This is a genomic window from Paenibacillus sp. M2 (genome assembly GCF_046713495.1).
GTDB classification, from domain to species: Bacteria; Bacillota; Bacilli; order Paenibacillales; family Paenibacillaceae; genus Paenibacillus; species Paenibacillus amylolyticus_B.
The window spans coordinates 3,928,346-3,945,088 of sequence record NZ_CP169648.1 but is presented as its reverse complement, the minus strand read 5'-3'; the positions used below and the strand labels follow the sequence as shown (position 1 = coordinate 3,945,088).

Annotated in this window: 17 protein-coding genes; 11 read left to right on the top strand and 6 right to left on the bottom strand. The window is 46.6% G+C overall.

Features of this window, described 5'->3' with window-relative positions; all coding sequences use genetic code 11:
- The first annotated feature begins 11 nt into the window (after positions 1–11).
- Together ACETMN_RS17670 and ACETMN_RS17665 are read left to right on the top strand one after the other, a co-directional pair.
- Positions 12–494 (top strand): hypothetical protein, encoded by a 483-nt coding sequence (locus tag ACETMN_RS17670; protein ID WP_091019451.1) that lies wholly within the window; start codon positions 12–14, stop codon positions 492–494.
- A 43-nt stretch (positions 495–537) separates the two neighbouring features.
- Positions 538–1,239, top strand: coding sequence for a M50 family metallopeptidase (locus ACETMN_RS17665; protein ID WP_091019450.1), 702 nt, complete (start codon positions 538–540; stop codon positions 1,237–1,239).
- 112 nt (positions 1,240–1,351) lie between these two features.
- Here ACETMN_RS17665 and ACETMN_RS17660 read toward each other — a convergent pair whose 3' ends face one another.
- The 5 genes from ACETMN_RS17660 to ACETMN_RS17640 form a co-directional block, all read right to left on the bottom strand.
- The gene (locus tag ACETMN_RS17660) at positions 1,352–1,723 is read right to left on the bottom strand and encodes a DUF4363 family protein (RefSeq protein WP_091019448.1); all 372 of its coding nucleotides are present in this window, start codon (positions 1,721–1,723) and stop codon (positions 1,352–1,354) included.
- Between the two features lie 25 nt (positions 1,724–1,748).
- Positions 1,749–2,477, bottom strand: a complete 729-nt coding sequence (locus ACETMN_RS17655; protein WP_062834765.1) for a DUF421 domain-containing protein — start codon at positions 2,475–2,477, stop codon at positions 1,749–1,751.
- 345 nt (positions 2,478–2,822) lie between these two features.
- Positions 2,823–3,686 (bottom strand): SDR family oxidoreductase, encoded by an 864-nt coding sequence (locus ACETMN_RS17650; RefSeq protein WP_076215391.1) that lies wholly within the window; start codon positions 3,684–3,686, stop codon positions 2,823–2,825.
- Positions 3,683–4,750, bottom strand: coding sequence for a mannonate dehydratase (uxuA, locus tag ACETMN_RS17645; protein WP_091019446.1), 1,068 nt, complete (start codon positions 4,748–4,750; stop codon positions 3,683–3,685). The genes ACETMN_RS17650 and uxuA overlap by 4 nt, the downstream gene beginning before the upstream one ends.
- A gap of 41 nt (positions 4,751–4,791) precedes the next feature.
- Entirely contained in the window at positions 4,792–5,466 is a 675-nt protein-coding gene (locus ACETMN_RS17640) for a GntR family transcriptional regulator (RefSeq protein ID WP_091019605.1), read from the bottom strand.
- Between the two features lie 273 nt (positions 5,467–5,739).
- On the opposite strand from ACETMN_RS17640, the gene ACETMN_RS17635 reads away from it, so the two are divergent.
- Both ACETMN_RS17635 and ACETMN_RS17630 read left to right on the top strand, forming a co-directional pair.
- Positions 5,740–6,042 carry an ArsR/SmtB family transcription factor gene (locus tag ACETMN_RS17635; RefSeq protein WP_076331658.1) on the top strand — a complete coding sequence of 101 codons (303 nt, stop codon included), beginning with the start codon at positions 5,740–5,742 and terminating at the stop codon, positions 6,040–6,042.
- 93 nt (positions 6,043–6,135) lie between these two features.
- Positions 6,136–7,539: an aldehyde dehydrogenase gene (locus ACETMN_RS17630; RefSeq protein ID WP_091019444.1), complete on the top strand. Its 1,404-nt coding sequence runs from the start codon at positions 6,136–6,138 to the stop codon at positions 7,537–7,539.
- Positions 7,540–7,573: 34 nt separating this feature from the next.
- Here the strand turns inward: ACETMN_RS17630 and ACETMN_RS17625 are convergent, their stop codons facing one another.
- Positions 7,574–8,488, bottom strand: coding sequence for a helix-turn-helix domain-containing protein (locus ACETMN_RS17625; RefSeq protein ID WP_091019442.1), 915 nt, complete (start codon positions 8,486–8,488; stop codon positions 7,574–7,576).
- Between the two features lie 220 nt (positions 8,489–8,708).
- Here ACETMN_RS17625 and ACETMN_RS17620 point away from each other — a divergent pair, with 220 nt between their 5' ends.
- The 7 genes from ACETMN_RS17620 (at position 8,709) to ACETMN_RS17590 (ending at position 16,672) form a co-directional block, all read left to right on the top strand.
- Positions 8,709–10,898 (top strand): glycoside hydrolase family 52 protein, encoded by a 2,190-nt coding sequence (locus ACETMN_RS17620; RefSeq protein WP_091019440.1) that lies wholly within the window; start codon positions 8,709–8,711, stop codon positions 10,896–10,898.
- A complete protein-coding gene (locus tag ACETMN_RS17615) occupies positions 10,895–13,036 on the top strand; it encodes an alpha-glucuronidase family glycosyl hydrolase (protein WP_091019438.1) in 2,142 nt (713 codons plus the stop codon). The genes ACETMN_RS17620 and ACETMN_RS17615 overlap by 4 nt, the downstream gene beginning before the upstream one ends.
- Positions 13,037–13,117: 81 nt before the next feature.
- Complete coding sequence (locus tag ACETMN_RS17610) at positions 13,118–14,185, top strand: NAD(P)-dependent alcohol dehydrogenase (RefSeq protein ID WP_091019436.1); 1,068 nt, start codon at positions 13,118–13,120, stop codon at positions 14,183–14,185.
- Positions 14,186–14,367: 182 nt separating this feature from the next.
- Positions 14,368–14,616, top strand: a complete 249-nt coding sequence (locus ACETMN_RS17605; RefSeq protein WP_017688214.1) for an HPr family phosphocarrier protein — start codon at positions 14,368–14,370, stop codon at positions 14,614–14,616.
- A 144-nt stretch (positions 14,617–14,760) separates the two neighbouring features.
- The gene (locus ACETMN_RS17600; protein ID WP_062834756.1) at positions 14,761–15,012 is read left to right on the top strand and encodes a type B 50S ribosomal protein L31; all 252 of its coding nucleotides are present in this window, start codon (positions 14,761–14,763) and stop codon (positions 15,010–15,012) included.
- Between the two features lie 438 nt (positions 15,013–15,450).
- Positions 15,451–15,756 (top strand): Dabb family protein, encoded by a 306-nt coding sequence (locus ACETMN_RS17595; protein WP_076317704.1) that lies wholly within the window; start codon positions 15,451–15,453, stop codon positions 15,754–15,756.
- A gap of 154 nt (positions 15,757–15,910) precedes the next feature.
- The gene (locus ACETMN_RS17590; RefSeq protein WP_411734842.1) at positions 15,911–16,672 is read left to right on the top strand and encodes an SDR family NAD(P)-dependent oxidoreductase; all 762 of its coding nucleotides are present in this window, start codon (positions 15,911–15,913) and stop codon (positions 16,670–16,672) included.
- The last annotated feature ends 71 nt before the right edge of the window (positions 16,673–16,743 follow it).

The window sequence follows — 16,743 nt, the reverse complement described above, 5'->3', positions numbered from 1 at the left end:
GGACGCATTGCATGAATTTAAATGAGGAACATGAAGTGCTGTTAAGTGAACAGCCTGCCCATCTGTGGAGACGGCGGAAGCTGGAGCTGATGCACTGGACGGAACGTGACAAACATACAGTATCCGCGAAGAAAATAGAGATTTGGAACGGTGTTGAAGTTGATGCCGAACTCGTGAAGGCATTGTCCATACTTCAGAGTGCGGGCGTGAGGACGGAATTTTCATGTGCAGGGGTGAGTCCGCTTGATGAACCTGTCGATCATTCCCTTTATGCTTATGTTACCCTGATACAAAGTGAGGTTGCAGATCAATTCGTACACTATGCTCTCCGTCGGATGCGGAATCGACTGCTCGTTACGCTAGAGGCCGAAAAGGGCCGCTATGATCTGTCTTCTTTTTTCATTGGACACAATAGGAGCTTCTGCTGGTGGATGGAGCACTGTGCCCTACAGTTTGGAAGCCGAAACGAATCAAGTGAAAAAAGCGTAGTATAAGGGATAGGCTTGTTTATTTGAAGGTAAAGGAGGTATGGCACGATTGAATAAGTGGGTCAAAACGATACTTTTTCTACTAGGCTCCGTCTTTCTTACACGATTCATCCCATTTTCGTCCTTGTTCCGTAACCTGGATACGATGATTCACGAATTCGGTCATGCACTAATGACACTAGTATTGTCCGGTAAAGTGCTGCGCATTGAATTATACGCTGATCATAGTGGTGTAACTTACTCTTCCATGCTGACGCCAGGCAGATCGATCCTGGTTTCTCTGGCGGGATATATCAGTGCATCACTGTTCGCCTTGCTGTTGTTTTACTTATACCGCAAAGGCTTGCACATGTGGGGACTCGGTATTATGACGGCTGTCGCTCTGGTGTCACTCCTGTTATATGTAAGAGGGGAGTTCGGCATGTTATGGCTGACCGGGTTCATCGTACTGAACGTTGTCATGATGATTTTTGGCGCCAAGATCGTGAAATTCTATTATCTGATACTGGCGTTTCTTACGCTGGAAGAGTCGGTCGTGAGTGCTGTATACGTTGGATTCATGTCATGGACTCAGCCTTCACGGGCAGGGGATGCAACGAACCTCGCTCAGCAGACATTCCTTCCGGCGTTATTCTGGGGAACGTTGTTTGCTTTGTTTGCACTATGGTGTGCCAAGGGAGCACTCGGTCTCTTTTTCCGCAAAGAAGGTACTTCGCGACCGTCACGGTCTCGGGGATTACGAAGAGCGTAACGGATATAAGTTATATAAAAGCAAAGAAGGCACTTCCTTTCTTCATAAAAGGATAGTGCCTTTTGTTTATGGACTTACATCTGATATTAAAGTCTGATATTAAAAATATCGTCTAATCTCCGAGATTATCCCATAACACATAAAAGTAATAAATCTCTTCCATAATCGCCTTATCATCCTCTGCCGCAACGCCGCCCTTGATCCGAGCAAGGGTGCCCAGAATATCATATATTGTTTCACGCTCCACACTGAACTGAATGCGGTCGACGATTTTTTCCCAGGCCTGCATTGCGTAATCGACTTGAGACTTGGCTTCAGTCCATTTTTTACCCTCAACCTGTTTCTCTAATGATTGTATAGATTCAAGCAAGCGATCATCGTTGCCAAAGGGCTTTTTGAGAAAGGCTCCGCTAGCCATAATTGCAACGAACACAAGAATGAGGAAGATCGGAAGCACATATAACAGCCAGAAACGCGTTTTCATTCAACCGCCTCCTTGATGTAAAGGTTTAGAAAGGTCCCTCATAATCGCCCATATCGATTTTTTCGGTGATTTTATCCTTGAACAGGTCAACATACAATTTGTCATTGGGTAATATGGCTGCAAAAGCGATATCCTGTATCGTGATGTTTTGCTTTTTCAGCTGCTCACTGAGCCAGTTAGTATCTTTGTTTCTTTCCTCCAGATTTTGCTTAATCAGCAGGCCATCAATAATAATCTCGGTCATCAGCTTGCTTTTGGGCGGGTGCATATGCATGTCTTTTGCGGTTACCGGTTGATTCTCAGGTTTCAATACAACCGAAAGGCTGCCATCCGGTTCCAGAATCGCATAATCCAGCGTTGTAATATCAAATACATCCTTTTGCCGCAGCATCATGGTCAATTCGTCAAATTTAACTCGCATTTTACTCAGGTTCTGTTCGAGAATTTTACCGTTCTGGATGATCAATGTAGGATCAGAGTCCATTAATTTGGAGATGGTGCGATTCTTCAGTGTAATGTACTGAAAGATGATCGTAATGATTGTGAAAATGGTCAAGGCCACAAAATGAATCCACGCCTTGGAGGAAAGATCGGTTGCAAAAGTCCCCGCAATGGAACCGATTGTGATGCCGTTAATGTAATCAAAATACGTCAAGTTACCCATCTGCTGCTTGCCTAGCACCCTTGTATAGATGATCAGAGTCAGAAAGGCAATAATAGACCGTACGGCAACAACCCAAGTTTCTTCCATCATATATGTATCACCTTCCTTTCTTTCACCGTAGCTGTATTAAGAAGTTTTTTAAAATGTTTGCTTTTGAACACGTATTATAACAAGCTTTTCCTATGCTGGAGGATCTTATGCTTGAACGCAAAAAACCGAAACCTGGGTAAGTATCCCAGGCTTCGGTTTCAATTACTACCTATATTAGTTGAACTGATTCATTTACACGTAACGGAGAGGAAAGAAGAAACCTGAAAAAGCGAAGCGCTCGCCTTTATCCCCGGATTTCTCCTTCTGAAAAGTGAATCGATAAAATCTGGGGATAACAGCGATTGGAAGGTTGTTCTTTCATCGGAGTGTCAGTGTAATAAATCGTTATACACCGGAATACGCCATAAATCCACCATCTACCGGAATGACTGTGCCAGTGACAAAGCCGGATTGTCTTTCATCCGCAAGCCACATCAATGTGCCAAGCAGGTCTTCCGGTTTGCCAAAGCGGCGCATGGGTGTATGAGCAATAATTTTACTGGAACGTTCCGTAGGTGAGCCGTCTGGTTGCAGTAATAGATTACGGTTTTGCTCAGTCAGGAAAAACCCGGGTGCAATAGCATTGACACGAATACCCGATTCGGCCAGATGAACGGCGAGCCACTGCGTGAAGTTGTTAATGGCTGCCTTCGCAGCGCTGTACGCTGGAACTTTCGTCATGGGCGATGGGGCGCTCATGGAAGAAATGTTAATGACAGTAGCAGGGACATCGCGCTCTATCATATGTTTTGCAAAGATCTGAGTAGGGATGAGAGAACCGACAAAATTCAGATCCATCACCTGACGAAATCCCTCTACACTTACATCGAAAAATGTAGTGACATCGCTCTTTTCCAGATCTTCCAATCTGAAAATTTCATTCGTGGTGTTGGCACTGGCGTTATTGCCACCCGCGCCATTGATCAGAATATCACATGGTCCGAGCTGTTCCAGTACCGCATCTGCCGCTGCCTGCACACTATCGGCCTGGGTTACGTCACAGGCAATAGCAATCGCTCTGCCACCTGCAGCTTCAATCGCAGCTACAACTTCCTGCCCCTTGGACACAGTACGGTTCAGGATGGCTACACTTGCACCGTGCCGAGCGAGTTCTTCCGCCATGGAGCGACATAATACTCCGGCACCTCCGGTGATTACAGCCGTTCTGCCTTCAAGACGAGATGAGCGCTCATATTGGTGTTCACTCATGCTTTTGCCCTCCTTTGCAGGGAATCCCAGACACCCCAGAGATACATGATCCCCAAAGCCCGGTCATACAGTCCATAACCAGGTCGGCACTGTTCTCCCCAGAGATGACGACCGTGGTCGGGTCTTGCATAACCTTCATAACCGATATCGTGATAAGCCTCAACAACCCCCGCAATATCAACACTGCCATCCTGACTGCGATGTGAGGTTTCGATAAAGTCGCCGTTTTCGTAGATTTTGACATTACGAATGTGGGCAAATGGAATCCGATCCTTGAACTCGTGTATCATCCCGATAATGTCATTATCAGCATTCGCTCCCAAAGAGCCACTGCATAGTGTCACGCTGTTGTAAGGGCTATCATAAAGATTCAAATATTTCCGAACATTCTCCTGACTTGTAATAATCTTTGGTAATCCAAAAATTGGCCATGGCGGGTCATCCGGGTGGATGGCCATTCGAATCCCCAGCCGTTCGGCTGTAGGCATAATCTCTTGCAGGAAATAACGTGCGTGCTCCCACATATGATCCTCAGTTACATCCTTGTAGGCTTCGAACAGACCTGTTAAATACTGCAATCGTTCCGGTTCCCAGCCTGGCATGGTGAGTGAGGAGTTTTCCGTAATGCGTCGAACGAGTTCTAGAGGTTCTATATCTGCGAGTTTACTGTGCTCATAGAAGAGGGCAGTTGAGCCATCCTCCATTTCCTTGTGCATATCCGTGCGAAGCCAGTCGAAGATCGGCATAAAGTTGTAACAGATGACCTTCACACCAACTTGAGCCAGTTTCTCCATTGTTTTAATATAGTTGGCAATGTATTTATCCCTTGATGGCAGGCCCAACTTGATATCCTCATGGATGTTCACACTCTCAACGACATCCAGATGTAACCCGGCCTTGTCCGCTGCTGTTTTGACAGCGAGTATTTTGTCCATTGGCCATTCCTCGCCAGCAGGAACATCGTGCAGTGCCCACACAATACCTTCAACACCCGGAATCTGCCGGATATGATCCAGCGTTACCGTATCATTGCCTTCGCCGAACCAGCGAAAAACCATTCTCATCACGTTCACCTCATCATGAATAGTAGGAAGAAAAAATTCAGTCATTGAAAATAGGACGGATATGTATCCTGCAGGACAGCCAAATCGGTGACAGTTAAATGCAAGTGTTCCTGCATCAGTCGCTCTGCTGTGTCGGCATCATGCTGCTGAATGGCCTTGACCATAGACCGGTGCTGTTCAATCAGGTGATCCCACTGGTGGTCCGAGGACAGGCGTAACATGCGACTTCGATTCAAATGTACATTCATCTGCTGGATAACAGTCCAGGTGTTGCTTTTATTGCAGCCTGCAAAAAGAGTGCTATGGAATTCCTCATCCAATTGGAACATTCGTTCATCATCCGGTTTGACCCTGCATTCCTGTTGCCACGCAAGGTTCTGTTCAAGTGCCATCATCTGTTCGTTCGGAAAGTTCTCGCAGGCGAGCCTGATTACGGCTCGTTCGAGCTGTTCACGCATGAATCGTGCTTCCTCAACGAGATCGACCTGAATCAGAGAGACGTATGTGCCACGCTGTGGATACACTTCCAGCAGACCTTCCTGTGCAAGTCTTACAAAACTTTCTCGAACAGGTGTCCGGCTGACTTGGAACTCCAGCGAAATTTCCTTCTCAGAAATAGCTGTTCCCGGAGGCATTTTCAGACTCAAAATGAGTTGTTTCAGCGTGAAGTATACGACATCTCGCGTTGAGTAAGATTGCTTATTCATGGAAGACATACTACTCGCAACAGGCAACAAACCGGCTTTGGATGATAACTTTGGGGTATATTCCACAACTTCAACTCCTTCATTGACATACTACCATACTTGTATGGTAGTATGGAAGCGCTTTATCGGCATTATATTAAATTCAGTTGATGATTCACTTGCAGTTCAAGGTAATGGAGAGTAGAATTCAGTTTATAAGGTTCGAATGTTTAAACGAACAGACATCAGACAGAGAAAATATACGTAGAAATAATGAAGAAGAAATAGTATAGAGGTGAAACCATGGGACAAAAAGCAATTAGTGTTTTTCAAACCTGTATTCCGTTATTTCAGGTGTTAAGTGACAACCATCGTCAAGCCATTTTGCTGACACTCACCGAGAAGGGCAGAATGACCGTGAATGAAATTACCGAACAATCCAGCCTATCCCGGCCAGCTATATCTCATCATCTCAAGCTGTTGTTAGAGAAGGGGCTTATATCTGTGGAACAGAAGGGCACACAGCGTTATTATTCGGCTTCATTGAATGCATCGGTGGAACTGTTGAAGGAACTGGTAGCTGCTTTGGAAGAAGAGTGTCTGTAGATTAATCGTGACAAAACATGCTTTTGCATGTGCTTTATAGGTTCGTATGTTTAAACATTTAATCCATAATAAACAGAGGAGTATGTATATATTATGACAACGACGATACAGGAAGTAACCAGTCATGAAGTTGAACAGATTTTGGAGCAGCAACGACAGTTCTTTCGTTCCGGGGCCACAAGATCGGCAGAAGCTCGAATTGCCCGTCTGACCCAACTGAAGCAGGCCATTCAAAAGTACGAATCCAGACTGACAGAAGCTCTCTATCAGGATTTGGGCAAAAGTGAGTTCGAATCCTACACAACCGAGATCGGATTTATGATGGATAGCATCACACACACCATTCGTAAAGTGAATAAATGGGTGAAACCCGTTAAAGTGAAAACGCAAATGGCACTCCTGGGTTCGAAAAGTTATATCATACCCGAACCCTACGGGGCGGTTCTGATCATCGGACCGTTTAATTATCCATTTCAACTCTTAATCGAACCATTGGTAGGTGCTATTGCGGCAGGCAACACAGCCGTACTCAAAGCGTCAGAGAATACACCTGCGGTGTCCGCTGTTGTACGTGAGATGATTGCGAGCGTGTTCGAACCCTCATACGTACAAGTGCTTGATGGTGCAAAAGATACAACGACAGCGCTGATTAACGCGCCATTCGACTATATCTTTTTTACAGGCAGTGTACCGGTAGGCAAGATTGTGATGGAGGCAGCTGCCAAAAATCTCGTTCCTGTTACGTTAGAACTGGGAGGCAAAAGTCCGGTCATCGTTGATGAACAGGCGGATATCAAAGTAGCGGCCGAGCGCATTATATGGGGCAAACTGCTCAATACAGGACAGACCTGTATCGCACCCGATTATTTACTTGTGCATGAGCGCGTGAAGGAACCGTTAATTACGGAGATGAAGGCAGCAATCGTGTCTTTCTTTGGTTCGGATATCCAGCACAACAAGGACTATGGGCGAATCGTGAACAAGGGACATTTTAAACGTCTGACGAATTTGATTGAGCGGGATCAGGCCAAAGTGATATATGGGGGAGCTTCGGATGAGGAAGATCGTTTTATTGAACCTACACTGATTGATGCGGAGTCTTGGGATGCAGCGACGATGGAAGATGAGATTTTTGGACCGATTCTGCCGATCATCAGCTACCGTAACCTCGATGAAGCGATTGTAGAAATCGTAAAGCGGCCGAAACCACTCGCTTTGTATCTGTTTACTTCCGACACCCGGGTTCAGGACAAAGTGCTGCGCGAAGTTTCTTTTGGAGGCGGCTGCATTAACGATACCATCACACATGTAGCGAATCCACGTCTGCCGTTTGGCGGTGTTGGTCATTCTGGTGTTGGCTCGTATCATGGGCAGTACAGCTTCGAAACCTTCTCCCATCTGAAAAGTGTACTGAAAAAAAGCACCAAACTGAATCTGCCAATTCTATATCCACCGTATGATAACAAGCTGAAGTTGATTAAGCGTTTGTTGAAATAAAAAATAAGAAAGACAAACAGCCTGCTACTGGACTTCATTCCAGAGCAGGCTGTTCCTGTCGGTAACGGGATGGTGACATGCCGGACCAGCGCTTGAATTGACGACTGAAATGGGCAATATCCTTATAACCAAGCATGACGGCAATATTCTGAACGGACAGCTTCGGATTGCCCAGAAGAAGCTTCGCTTCATGCAAAACCAATTGGGACAATACAGCACGTGGAGACTGACCGAACACCTGCTTGAACACGCGATTACAGTGAGAAGAACTGATGCCCAGCTCTGCTGCAATATCATCAATACCATAGTGACCGTTGGACTCGTGTCCCTGTTTGAATTGCTGACTCATCAGGCCTTGCAATCGATTGCGAATCTGATGTGCGAGTTCGATTTTCTCGTGTCCGTCGTCCGTAAACCATTGCGCTGCTTCCTGCGAGATCGCCTCCCACAGTTGGCCAAATAGTTCAAATACTGCAGATTGCAACTGCATGCGCTGCACCATTGTACTAGCCACTTCATCATCCGCAGATGACATCAATTTGCGCAAAACAGGCTCGATCTGCTGTGTAACCGGACTGTCTGCACTGAATCGCACTTGTTTGATACGCGCCAGCAGTGATAAGAACAACTGATCATCAATGTCAAAATGCATACAAAAATACGTGAATCCCTTGCCGTTATGGCTCTGACTGGAATGAATGCTTCCCGGTGGAATCAGGAGCAGTTCGCCAGCCTTTTGAATATATAGGGTACCGTTCACCATCATGCGTTGCTCGCCTTCGGTAACATAATTCAGTTCATATTGAGGGTGCTCATGCGCCGGATAATCCCAGTCCGTACCAACACTCCGTAAATGAATGGCGAACAGATTGACGGTTGTTTGCACATCTGGATAAAAAACTTCATGGACACTTTCTCCCAAAGCAGGAGGTAAATACGTTGAAGACATGGAAGATCCCCCTTTATAGAGGTTGTTCAAAAATGTGTGATTTTGATTACGCACTTATCTCAAATGGAATGATTTTTTGTAACCGCTTTAATACATTATAGTCTATCAGCTTGATTTGGGTAAATATCCGATTGATTTGATCATGGTCTGAGGTGGAACCACGTGTTAGGATGGGGCTAATGAAAACGTATGCAAACTATTTTGAGAGGGGTTATGATTCGTGAGCACATCGAAATCCATCTTTTATAATGCACATCACGCACCGATTGGTGCTTTTGCGAGTTTTACACTGGGTTACAAAGGAGCCAAAGGCGGGCTGGGTCTTGAACTCGGGAAGCCGGCTGACCAGAATGTATATATTGGATTACAATCTCGCGATGGCGACAATTATCAGGCGCTTCCTTTTTATGAAGCTTCTGAGGATGAGAGCAGCCGCTATGATGTAGAAAAGTTGGAGAATGGGGACCCGGCGTCGACAAACGGGACAAAAGTTCCACAACCTCTTGTTACGGCTTTTCGCGATGAAGATATTACACGTGAATTTACCTCAGGTACAGATACGTGGACTGCTGGAGATCTGACGTTCCGTATCTACTCGCCTGTACGTCCAGTACCTGATCCAACGAATGGGGATCGTGAAGAATTAATGGATGCACTCGTACCTGCCGTATTGGTTGAAATGACGATTGACAATACGGAAGGTCAACAAGCACGCAAAGCCTACTTTGGCTATCAGGGCAATGATCCGTACTCTGCGATGCGTCTGATTGGGGGACCGGAAGGTGGCTCCATCACAGGTGTGGGACAAGGTCGACTTACAGCGATTATGTCGGCAGATGACGGACTGTGGCCCGCACGCGGATTCACGCTGGAGAAGCTCTTGCAGGAGAAACATCGGGATAATCTGGCATTTGGACTTGGCTCAACCGCTGCACTACTGATGGAGGTACCGGCTGGAGAGAAACGTACGTATCAATTCGCAGTATGTTTCTATCGTGGGGGCATTGTGACGACCGGAATGGACACAACGTATTGGTATACGCGGTACTTCTCCGATATTCAGGCAGCAGGAGCGTATGCACTGCAACGCTTTAGTGAGTTGACCGCATCCTGTGGAGAGGTTGAACAGCGCCTTGGAACAGCGGCTTTGACCGAAGATCAATCATTCATGCTTGCTCATTCCATTCACAGCTATTATGCCAGTACCCAACTGCTGGATGCCGATGGCGAACCACTCTGGGTGGTGAACGAAGGGGAGTATCGGATGATGAACACACTTGATCTGACGGCTGATCAGTTGTACTTCGAGCTTGCCTTGAATCCATGGACGGTGCGTAATGAGCTGGAGTGGTTTGTCAAACGATACAGTTATACCGATCAGGTTCGTTTCCCGGGAGAAGAAAAGTTACATCCGGGCGGAATTACCTTTACCCATGATATGGGTGTTGCCAACGTGTTCTCACGCCCTGGACACTCGGCATATGAACTGGTTGGCATTGACGACTGCTTTTCACAGATGAGCCACGAGGAACTGGTGAACTGGCTCTGCTGCGCGACCGTATACATTGAACAGACACAGGATCAAGCATTTGTGAAAAACATGCTTCCTGTTATCCAGGATTGCTTCGAAAGTATGCTTAATCGTGACCATCCTAACGCGGAGCAGCGTAACGGTCTGATGGGTCTTGATAGCAGCCGTACCCAAGGTGGAGCAGAAATTACAACTTACGACAGCCTGGATGTGTCACTGGGTCAGTCTCGCAATAATATCTATCTGGCGGGTAAATGTTGGGCGGTCTATGTTGCATTGGAGAAGCTGTTCGCAACGGAGAAGTTGGCGGATCTGTCACATCAAGCAGGGCTTCAGGCGGATCGCTGCGCAGCCAGTATTGCTGCACAGTTGACGGATGGCGGCTACATTCCGGCTGTTATTGCAGAAAATAATGATTCCAGAATCATTCCGGCGATTGAAGGTCTTGTATTCCCTTACTTTACAGGCTGTGAAGCAGCATTGGATGTCAATGGTCGTTTTGGACCTTATCTGAAAGCACTCCAAACTCATCTGAAGACGGTTCTTGTACCGGGAACATGTATGTTCGAAGATGGTGGCTGGAAACTGTCCTCAACAAGCAATAACTCGTGGCTGAGCAAAATCTATCTGTCCCAGTTCATCGCTAGAGAGCTGCTGGGTGTGGAATGGAATGAGACAGGCAAGGCAGCAGACGCCGCTCATGTCAACTGGCTGCTGCATCCGGAGGAATCCTACTGGTGCTGGAGTGACCAGATCCTGTCTGGTGTAGCAGTTGGCAGCAAGTACTATCCGCGTGGTGTAACGTCGATTCTATGGCTACTCGAAGGAAAAGGGAATCGCCTTGCACAGATCTATGCTATCAAGGAGGCGGTACAATGAACCAATCTATCGTTCAATCTGCTTTGTCAGGTCCACAGTATGATGCATGGCTGGGGTATCACTCCGAATTGCCAAAAGCGAATGGAATTGCCCGTAAGAATGCTCCTCCGTGGAGCAAGCGGATACTGGCGGAAGAGAAGCATGGCGTAATCACAACAGCACTGACCGAACTTACACGGGGACTGGAGAAGCTGTATGGCGTGAAACCGACAGTCAGTCAGCTGTCTGATGCTCAGCAAAGTGAGCGGCACAATCACGATTCCGATCCCGCCATACGAATCGGTACTTGGACAGGGAGCGATTCGGTGGCTGCGTCGTTCAGTGAGACAGAGCGTTCTGCTGTTCAAGGAGAAGGGTACATCATTCGTGAGAGCGAGGGTGTGCTGGTCATTGGTTCAGAGACTCCCCAAGGTGTATTGTATGGTGCATTCCATCTGCTTCGGGAACTGACAATGGATCAAGGAAGTGCAAGTGAGGCGGATGTCGCTGTGAGTAAATGGAGTTTCATTACAGAGCAGCCTACCAATGCGCTACGGATGATCAATCAGTGGGATAACGTGGACGGCAGCATTGAACGTGGTTACGCAGGAGACTCCATTTTCTATGATAACGGGGAATTCACACTGGACTTGGACCGCATCAGGGACTACGCACGTTTGCTCGCTTCGACAGGCATTAATGCCATATCGATCAATAATGTCAATGTACACCGCCGTGAGAGCTTGTTTTTGACGGAACGTTATCTTAGCGATGTGGCGAAGGTTGCTGCTGAATTCAGAGCGTATGGTATTCGATTGTTCCTGAGCGCCAACTACGCGAGTCCAATCGAGATTGGTGGGTTACGTTCGGCAGATCCGCTGGATGCGCAGGTACGGGAATGGTGGAACATGCAAACGGCCAAGGTGTACGCAGCCATTCCGGATTTTGGCGGTTACCTGATCAAGGCAGACTCCGAGAATCGTCCGGGACCGTTCACGTATAACCGTGATCATGCCGATGGTGCGAACATGCTGGCTGAAGCCCTTAGGCCTTTCGGTGGATTGGTCATCTGGCGTTGCTTCGTCTATAACTGCAAGCAGGACTGGCGGGACCGTTCCACTGACCGTGCACGTGCAGCTTATGACCACTTTACGCCGCTGGATGGGCGGTTTGCCGAAAATGTCATTTTGCAGATCAAGAACGGGCCGATGGACTTTCAGGTGAGGGAGGCGGTATCCCCGCTGTTCGGAGCCATGGAAAATACGAATCAGGTGATTGAATTTCAGATCACACAGGAGTATACCGGGCAACAACGTCATCTCTGTTATCTGGTTCCCCAGTGGAAAGAAGTATTGGACTTTGACACATACGCCAAAGGCGAAGGTTCAGAGATCAAACGCATTGCGGATGGTTCTCTGTATAAACGACCTCACAGTGGCTTCGCCGCAGTATCCAATATTGGTGCAGATGCCTGTTGGACAGGACATCCCCTCGCGCAGGCGAATCTGTATGGATACGGAAGACTTGCGTGGAATCCGGAGCTGTCCGCGGAAGAGATTGCCGATGAGTGGGTGAGACTCACATTTGGACATGAAGACGAAGTCGTGCGGAAGGTTACGGATATGCTTTTGACATCACTAGATATCTATGAAAATTACACTGCGCCTCTCGGTGTGGGTTGGATGGTTAATCCGGAACATCATTACGGGCCGAATGTAGATGGGTATGAGTATTCCAAATGGGGAACGTATCACTTTGCCGATTGTCATGGCATTGGTGTAGATCGAACCGTGAACAGCGGTACAGGATATACCTCACAGTATCACCCTGAGAATGCTGATCGTTATGAGTCCGTAGACACCTGTCCGGATGAGTTGATCTTATTTTTCCATCACGTGCCGTACACCCATGTTCTGCATTCGGGTAAAACGGTCATTCAGCATATTTATGATACACACTTTGAAGGTGTTGTGCAGGCGGAGGCGTTAGCCGAGACATGGAGAGGGCTGGAGGGCAAAATCGACCCGGTCATGTTCAGTAAAGTTGCTTCATTACAGGACAACCAGACCGAACATGCGAAGGAATGGCGGGACATGATCAATACGTACTTTTATCGCAAGAGCGGCATTGCGGATGAACAAGGCAGAACAATCTATTGATTGGTGATGTGAAGAAAGAAGATACCTTGTTATCTTTGATGTACAATAGACAGCATGGACATACATGAGGAGGAGAACCGTATGGGACAACATCAACTGCCCGAGACGATGAAGGCCGCTGTCATGACAGAGCCAGGACACATTATTATTGAGGAACAACCCGTCCCGCAACCGGCAGCGGATGAGGTATTAATCCAGGTGATGGCTGTCGGGGTGTGTGGCTCGGATGTGCATTATTTTGAACATGGACGCATTGGCAGATTTGTGGTGGAGAAACAGATCATTTTGGGACATGAGTGTGCGGGGATCATTGCTGCTGTTGGCTCGAACGTATCACGTCTGAAAACAGGGGATCGGGTTGCTATTGAGCCTGGCGTGACTTGCGGACGCTGCACGGCATGTAAGGAAGGTCGTTATAACCTGTGTCCGGATGTACAATTTCTGGCGACCCCTCCGGTGGATGGGGCATTTGTACAATACATGGTGATGCGTGAAGATATGGTATTCCCGATCCCGGATCATCTGTCTTATGAGGAAGCAGCTATGAACGAGCCATTCTCCGTTGGTATTCACGCTGCACGCCGCAGCAAACTGGCTCCGGGTACAACCCTGGCGATTATGGGCATGGGTCCCGTTGGACTCATGGCCGTGGCTGCTGCCAAATCTTACGGTGTAGAGAAGATCATAGTAACGGATCTGGAGGATGTTAGGCTGGAAGCAGCTCGCCGCATGGGTGCCATGCATACCATTAATGTGCGGAATGAAGATGCGCTGGTTGTGATTCGCGAGTTAACAGGTGGTGTGGGTGTGGATACCGCATGGGAAACAGCGGGGAATCCAAAGGCGCTACAATCTGCTCTGTATTCACTTCGACGTGGAGGGAAACTTGCGATTGTGGGCCTGCCTGCACAGGACGAGATCGCACTCAATGTTCCATTTATTGCGGACAATGAAGTTGATATCTATGGCATATTCCGTTATGCCAATACGTATCCGGCAGGAATTGAGTTCCTGAGCTCCGGCCAGCATGACGTGATGTCCCTTATTACAGATCGTTATCCACTTGAAGAGACACAGCAAGCGATGGAGCGCGCATTACACAATAAAAGCGGCAGTCTGAAGGTCATGGTATATCCGAACGGTATGTAAGAACAACCTGGAAGAGTCCTGCGGTATAGGACTCTTTTTTTGTTTTTTTGCAAAAAAGTATGGGTCAAGCTCCCATAACATGGTATAATTCATGAAGATTTTAATATATAAATGGATACACACCATATTGGTGAATAAGTACTTAGCGAAAGGAACTGAAGGTTGTGAGAGTACATGAATTTATGATACACGCTGATTTTCATCGGGATGATCTGATGTCGGTATCTTCTCAAGCGTCGCGTTTTTCCTCGGATATTATTTTGTCGTATATGGAGTCTGAGCATGAGCATCGTGTAGATGTCAAAAGCCTGCTTGGAATGGCGTTACTACCCATTCGATATGGTAGTGTTGTCAGATTACAGACAAGAGGCAGGGATGAACTGGAGGCTTTGGAGTACATGTTGAATGTACTGGAGAAAGGGACGGCGTGACACCTGATTAGGTGTAAAATCACAGATATCATAATTTTTTTAGCTATTCCTCAAATCCTGCTGGTACTTTGTCCGAAAAAAGAGTATAATAAAATGTAGTTTGATTCTAAAGAAGTACCCATATTAAAGGAGTGTAAATAGATTATGCCAAAAGTTGACATCCATCCAAAGACACAACTCGTAATTTTTTACGATGCAAGTGCTGATTTCAAATTCCTGAGTTCTTCCACGAAGTTCTCTAACGAAACTATGGAATGGGAAGACGGTAACTCTTACCCAGTAATCCGTGTGGACACTAGTTCCGCATCCCACCCGTTCTTCACTGGTAAACAAAGAAACGTGGATATCGGTGGCCGTGTTGATAAATTTAACCGTAAATACAACATCAACAAATAAGTTTGTCCATACATTACAAGAAAACCTCGGGATTTGTCCTGAGGTTTTTTTGTGTACATATTCAGTGTAAAACCTTGTGTTTTTTAATTAATATTTGTAACTATATAAATTGAACTAAACATTTACACAAAACGGAGAGGACAGAAAGAACCTGAAGAAGCGTAGCGTTCGCCTACAAGCTTTCTGCAAGAAAGCTACATCGGAAGCATAAGCTATCCCCGGATTTACCCCTTTTATAGAAGGAATCAAAAAAATCTGGGGATAACAGCGATCGGAAGGTTGTTCTGTCATCGAAGTGACCAGTGTAAATATTCTTTAGTTCAATTTATATAGAGATAACCATCTGATTAAAAATTAATTCAACCAATTATTGCGCTTACAACACATTCGGATGTACACTAGGAAACGAGTACGAACATATTGGAGGAGGAAATAGAGATGAGCAGCATCACACATATGGTAACGTTTACACTTTACGCGGGTAAAGATACACCGGAGGCCGAAGCCTTTTTGAAGGAAAGTTCGGATGCACTGGCTGTCATTCCTGGCGTAGAGCAATTTCAGGTTCTGAAACAGGTAAGTGAGAAGAATGAGTTTGACTACAGCTTCTCGATGGTCTTTGCAGATCAGGCTGCGTATGATGCATACAACAATCACCCGGTTCACCGTCAATATGTAGAAGAGCGTTGGGAAAAGGAAGTCAGTCGCTTCCAGGAAATTGATCTTATTCAACATCATAATTAATAGTTTCCACATAGAGGAAAAAAACTTGAACTACCATATACAGCATTGAACAATGCTGTATATCTCTCTGAATAATGCGTAATTAATGAACAAAAATACCATATTTTCGAAATCGTTTTCGAATCGAATGAAATTCAAGGAGGTTTTCGCTGTTATGCAATTGGATCTCTCAGGAAAAACGGCTCTGGTTACAGGCGCAACCGGACAACTGGGGAGAGTCATCGCCCGCACGTTGGCAGCCTGTGGCGCCAATCTGGCTCTACATTACATAAATAATGATATCAAGGCTCGGGAGCTTCAAGGTGAGATTGAAGCACTCGGTCGTAAGGCTGTAATTGTACAGGGGGATATTACCAAGCAGGATACGGCATTTCGGATGCGTGATGAAATTCAGCCTGTCCTCGGCGATGTGGATATCGTTGTTGCCAATGCGGTCATTCAATATGAATGGACAAAGGTTTTGGAACAGTCTCCTGAAGATTACTTGAGCCAGTTTGAATCCTGTGTCATGCAGAGTGTGTATCTTGCCAAAGCTTTCATACCACATATGCAAAACGTCAGATCCGGGCGGTTCATTGGCATTAATACCGAATGTGCGATGCAAAACTTCGCTCACCAATCGGCCTACACCGCTGGTAAACGTGGAATGGATGGCGTATATCGCGTGCTGGCCAAGGAGGTTGGCGAGTATCAGATTACCGTGAACCAGGTAGCACCTGGATGGACAATTAGCGAACGTGACCGCTCCAGTGAGCCTGGACATGATGAGGCATATACGCGGACTGTACCACTCAAACGCAGGGGTGAAGATCAGGAAATCGCCAATGCGGTAGCTTTTCTCGCTTCGGATCTGTCCTCATTTATCACGGGTGCCTATATCCCGGTAAGTGGTGGCAATGTGATGCCTGCCATCTAGTGTACGCTTGGGATTCGGGAATTCACATGAAATAACAAATAAACCTAGTTTAACTGTAATCCGTTTGTCAT

Coding starts and splice junctions, on each gene's coding strand:
- ACETMN_RS17635 (WP_076331658.1), top strand. CDS start 5,740: ATGGGACAAAAAGCAATTAGTGTTTTTCAAACCTGTATTCCGTTATTT.
- ACETMN_RS17615 (WP_091019438.1), top strand. CDS start 10,895: ATGAACCAATCTATCGTTCAATCTGCTTTGTCAGGTCCACAGTATGAT.
- ACETMN_RS17640 (WP_091019605.1), bottom strand. CDS start 5,466: ATGTCTTCCATGAATAAGCAATCTTACTCAACGCGAGATGTCGTATAC.
- uxuA (WP_091019446.1), bottom strand. CDS start 4,750: ATGAGAATGGTTTTTCGCTGGTTCGGCGAAGGCAATGATACGGTAACG.
- ACETMN_RS17605 (WP_017688214.1), top strand. CDS start 14,368: ATGATACACGCTGATTTTCATCGGGATGATCTGATGTCGGTATCTTCT.
- ACETMN_RS17655 (WP_062834765.1), bottom strand. CDS start 2,477: ATGATGGAAGAAACTTGGGTTGTTGCCGTACGGTCTATTATTGCCTTT.
- ACETMN_RS17670 (WP_091019451.1), top strand. CDS start 12: ATGAATTTAAATGAGGAACATGAAGTGCTGTTAAGTGAACAGCCTGCC.
- ACETMN_RS17595 (WP_076317704.1), top strand. CDS start 15,451: ATGAGCAGCATCACACATATGGTAACGTTTACACTTTACGCGGGTAAA.
- ACETMN_RS17590 (WP_411734842.1), top strand. CDS start 15,911: ATGCAATTGGATCTCTCAGGAAAAACGGCTCTGGTTACAGGCGCAACC.
- ACETMN_RS17650 (WP_076215391.1), bottom strand. CDS start 3,686: ATGAGTGAACACCAATATGAGCGCTCATCTCGTCTTGAAGGCAGAACG.
- ACETMN_RS17630 (WP_091019444.1), top strand. CDS start 6,136: ATGACAACGACGATACAGGAAGTAACCAGTCATGAAGTTGAACAGATT.
- ACETMN_RS17600 (WP_062834756.1), top strand. CDS start 14,761: ATGCCAAAAGTTGACATCCATCCAAAGACACAACTCGTAATTTTTTAC.
- ACETMN_RS17610 (WP_091019436.1), top strand. CDS start 13,118: ATGGGACAACATCAACTGCCCGAGACGATGAAGGCCGCTGTCATGACA.
- ACETMN_RS17625 (WP_091019442.1), bottom strand. CDS start 8,488: ATGTCTTCAACGTATTTACCTCCTGCTTTGGGAGAAAGTGTCCATGAA.
- ACETMN_RS17660 (WP_091019448.1), bottom strand. CDS start 1,723: ATGAAAACGCGTTTCTGGCTGTTATATGTGCTTCCGATCTTCCTCATT.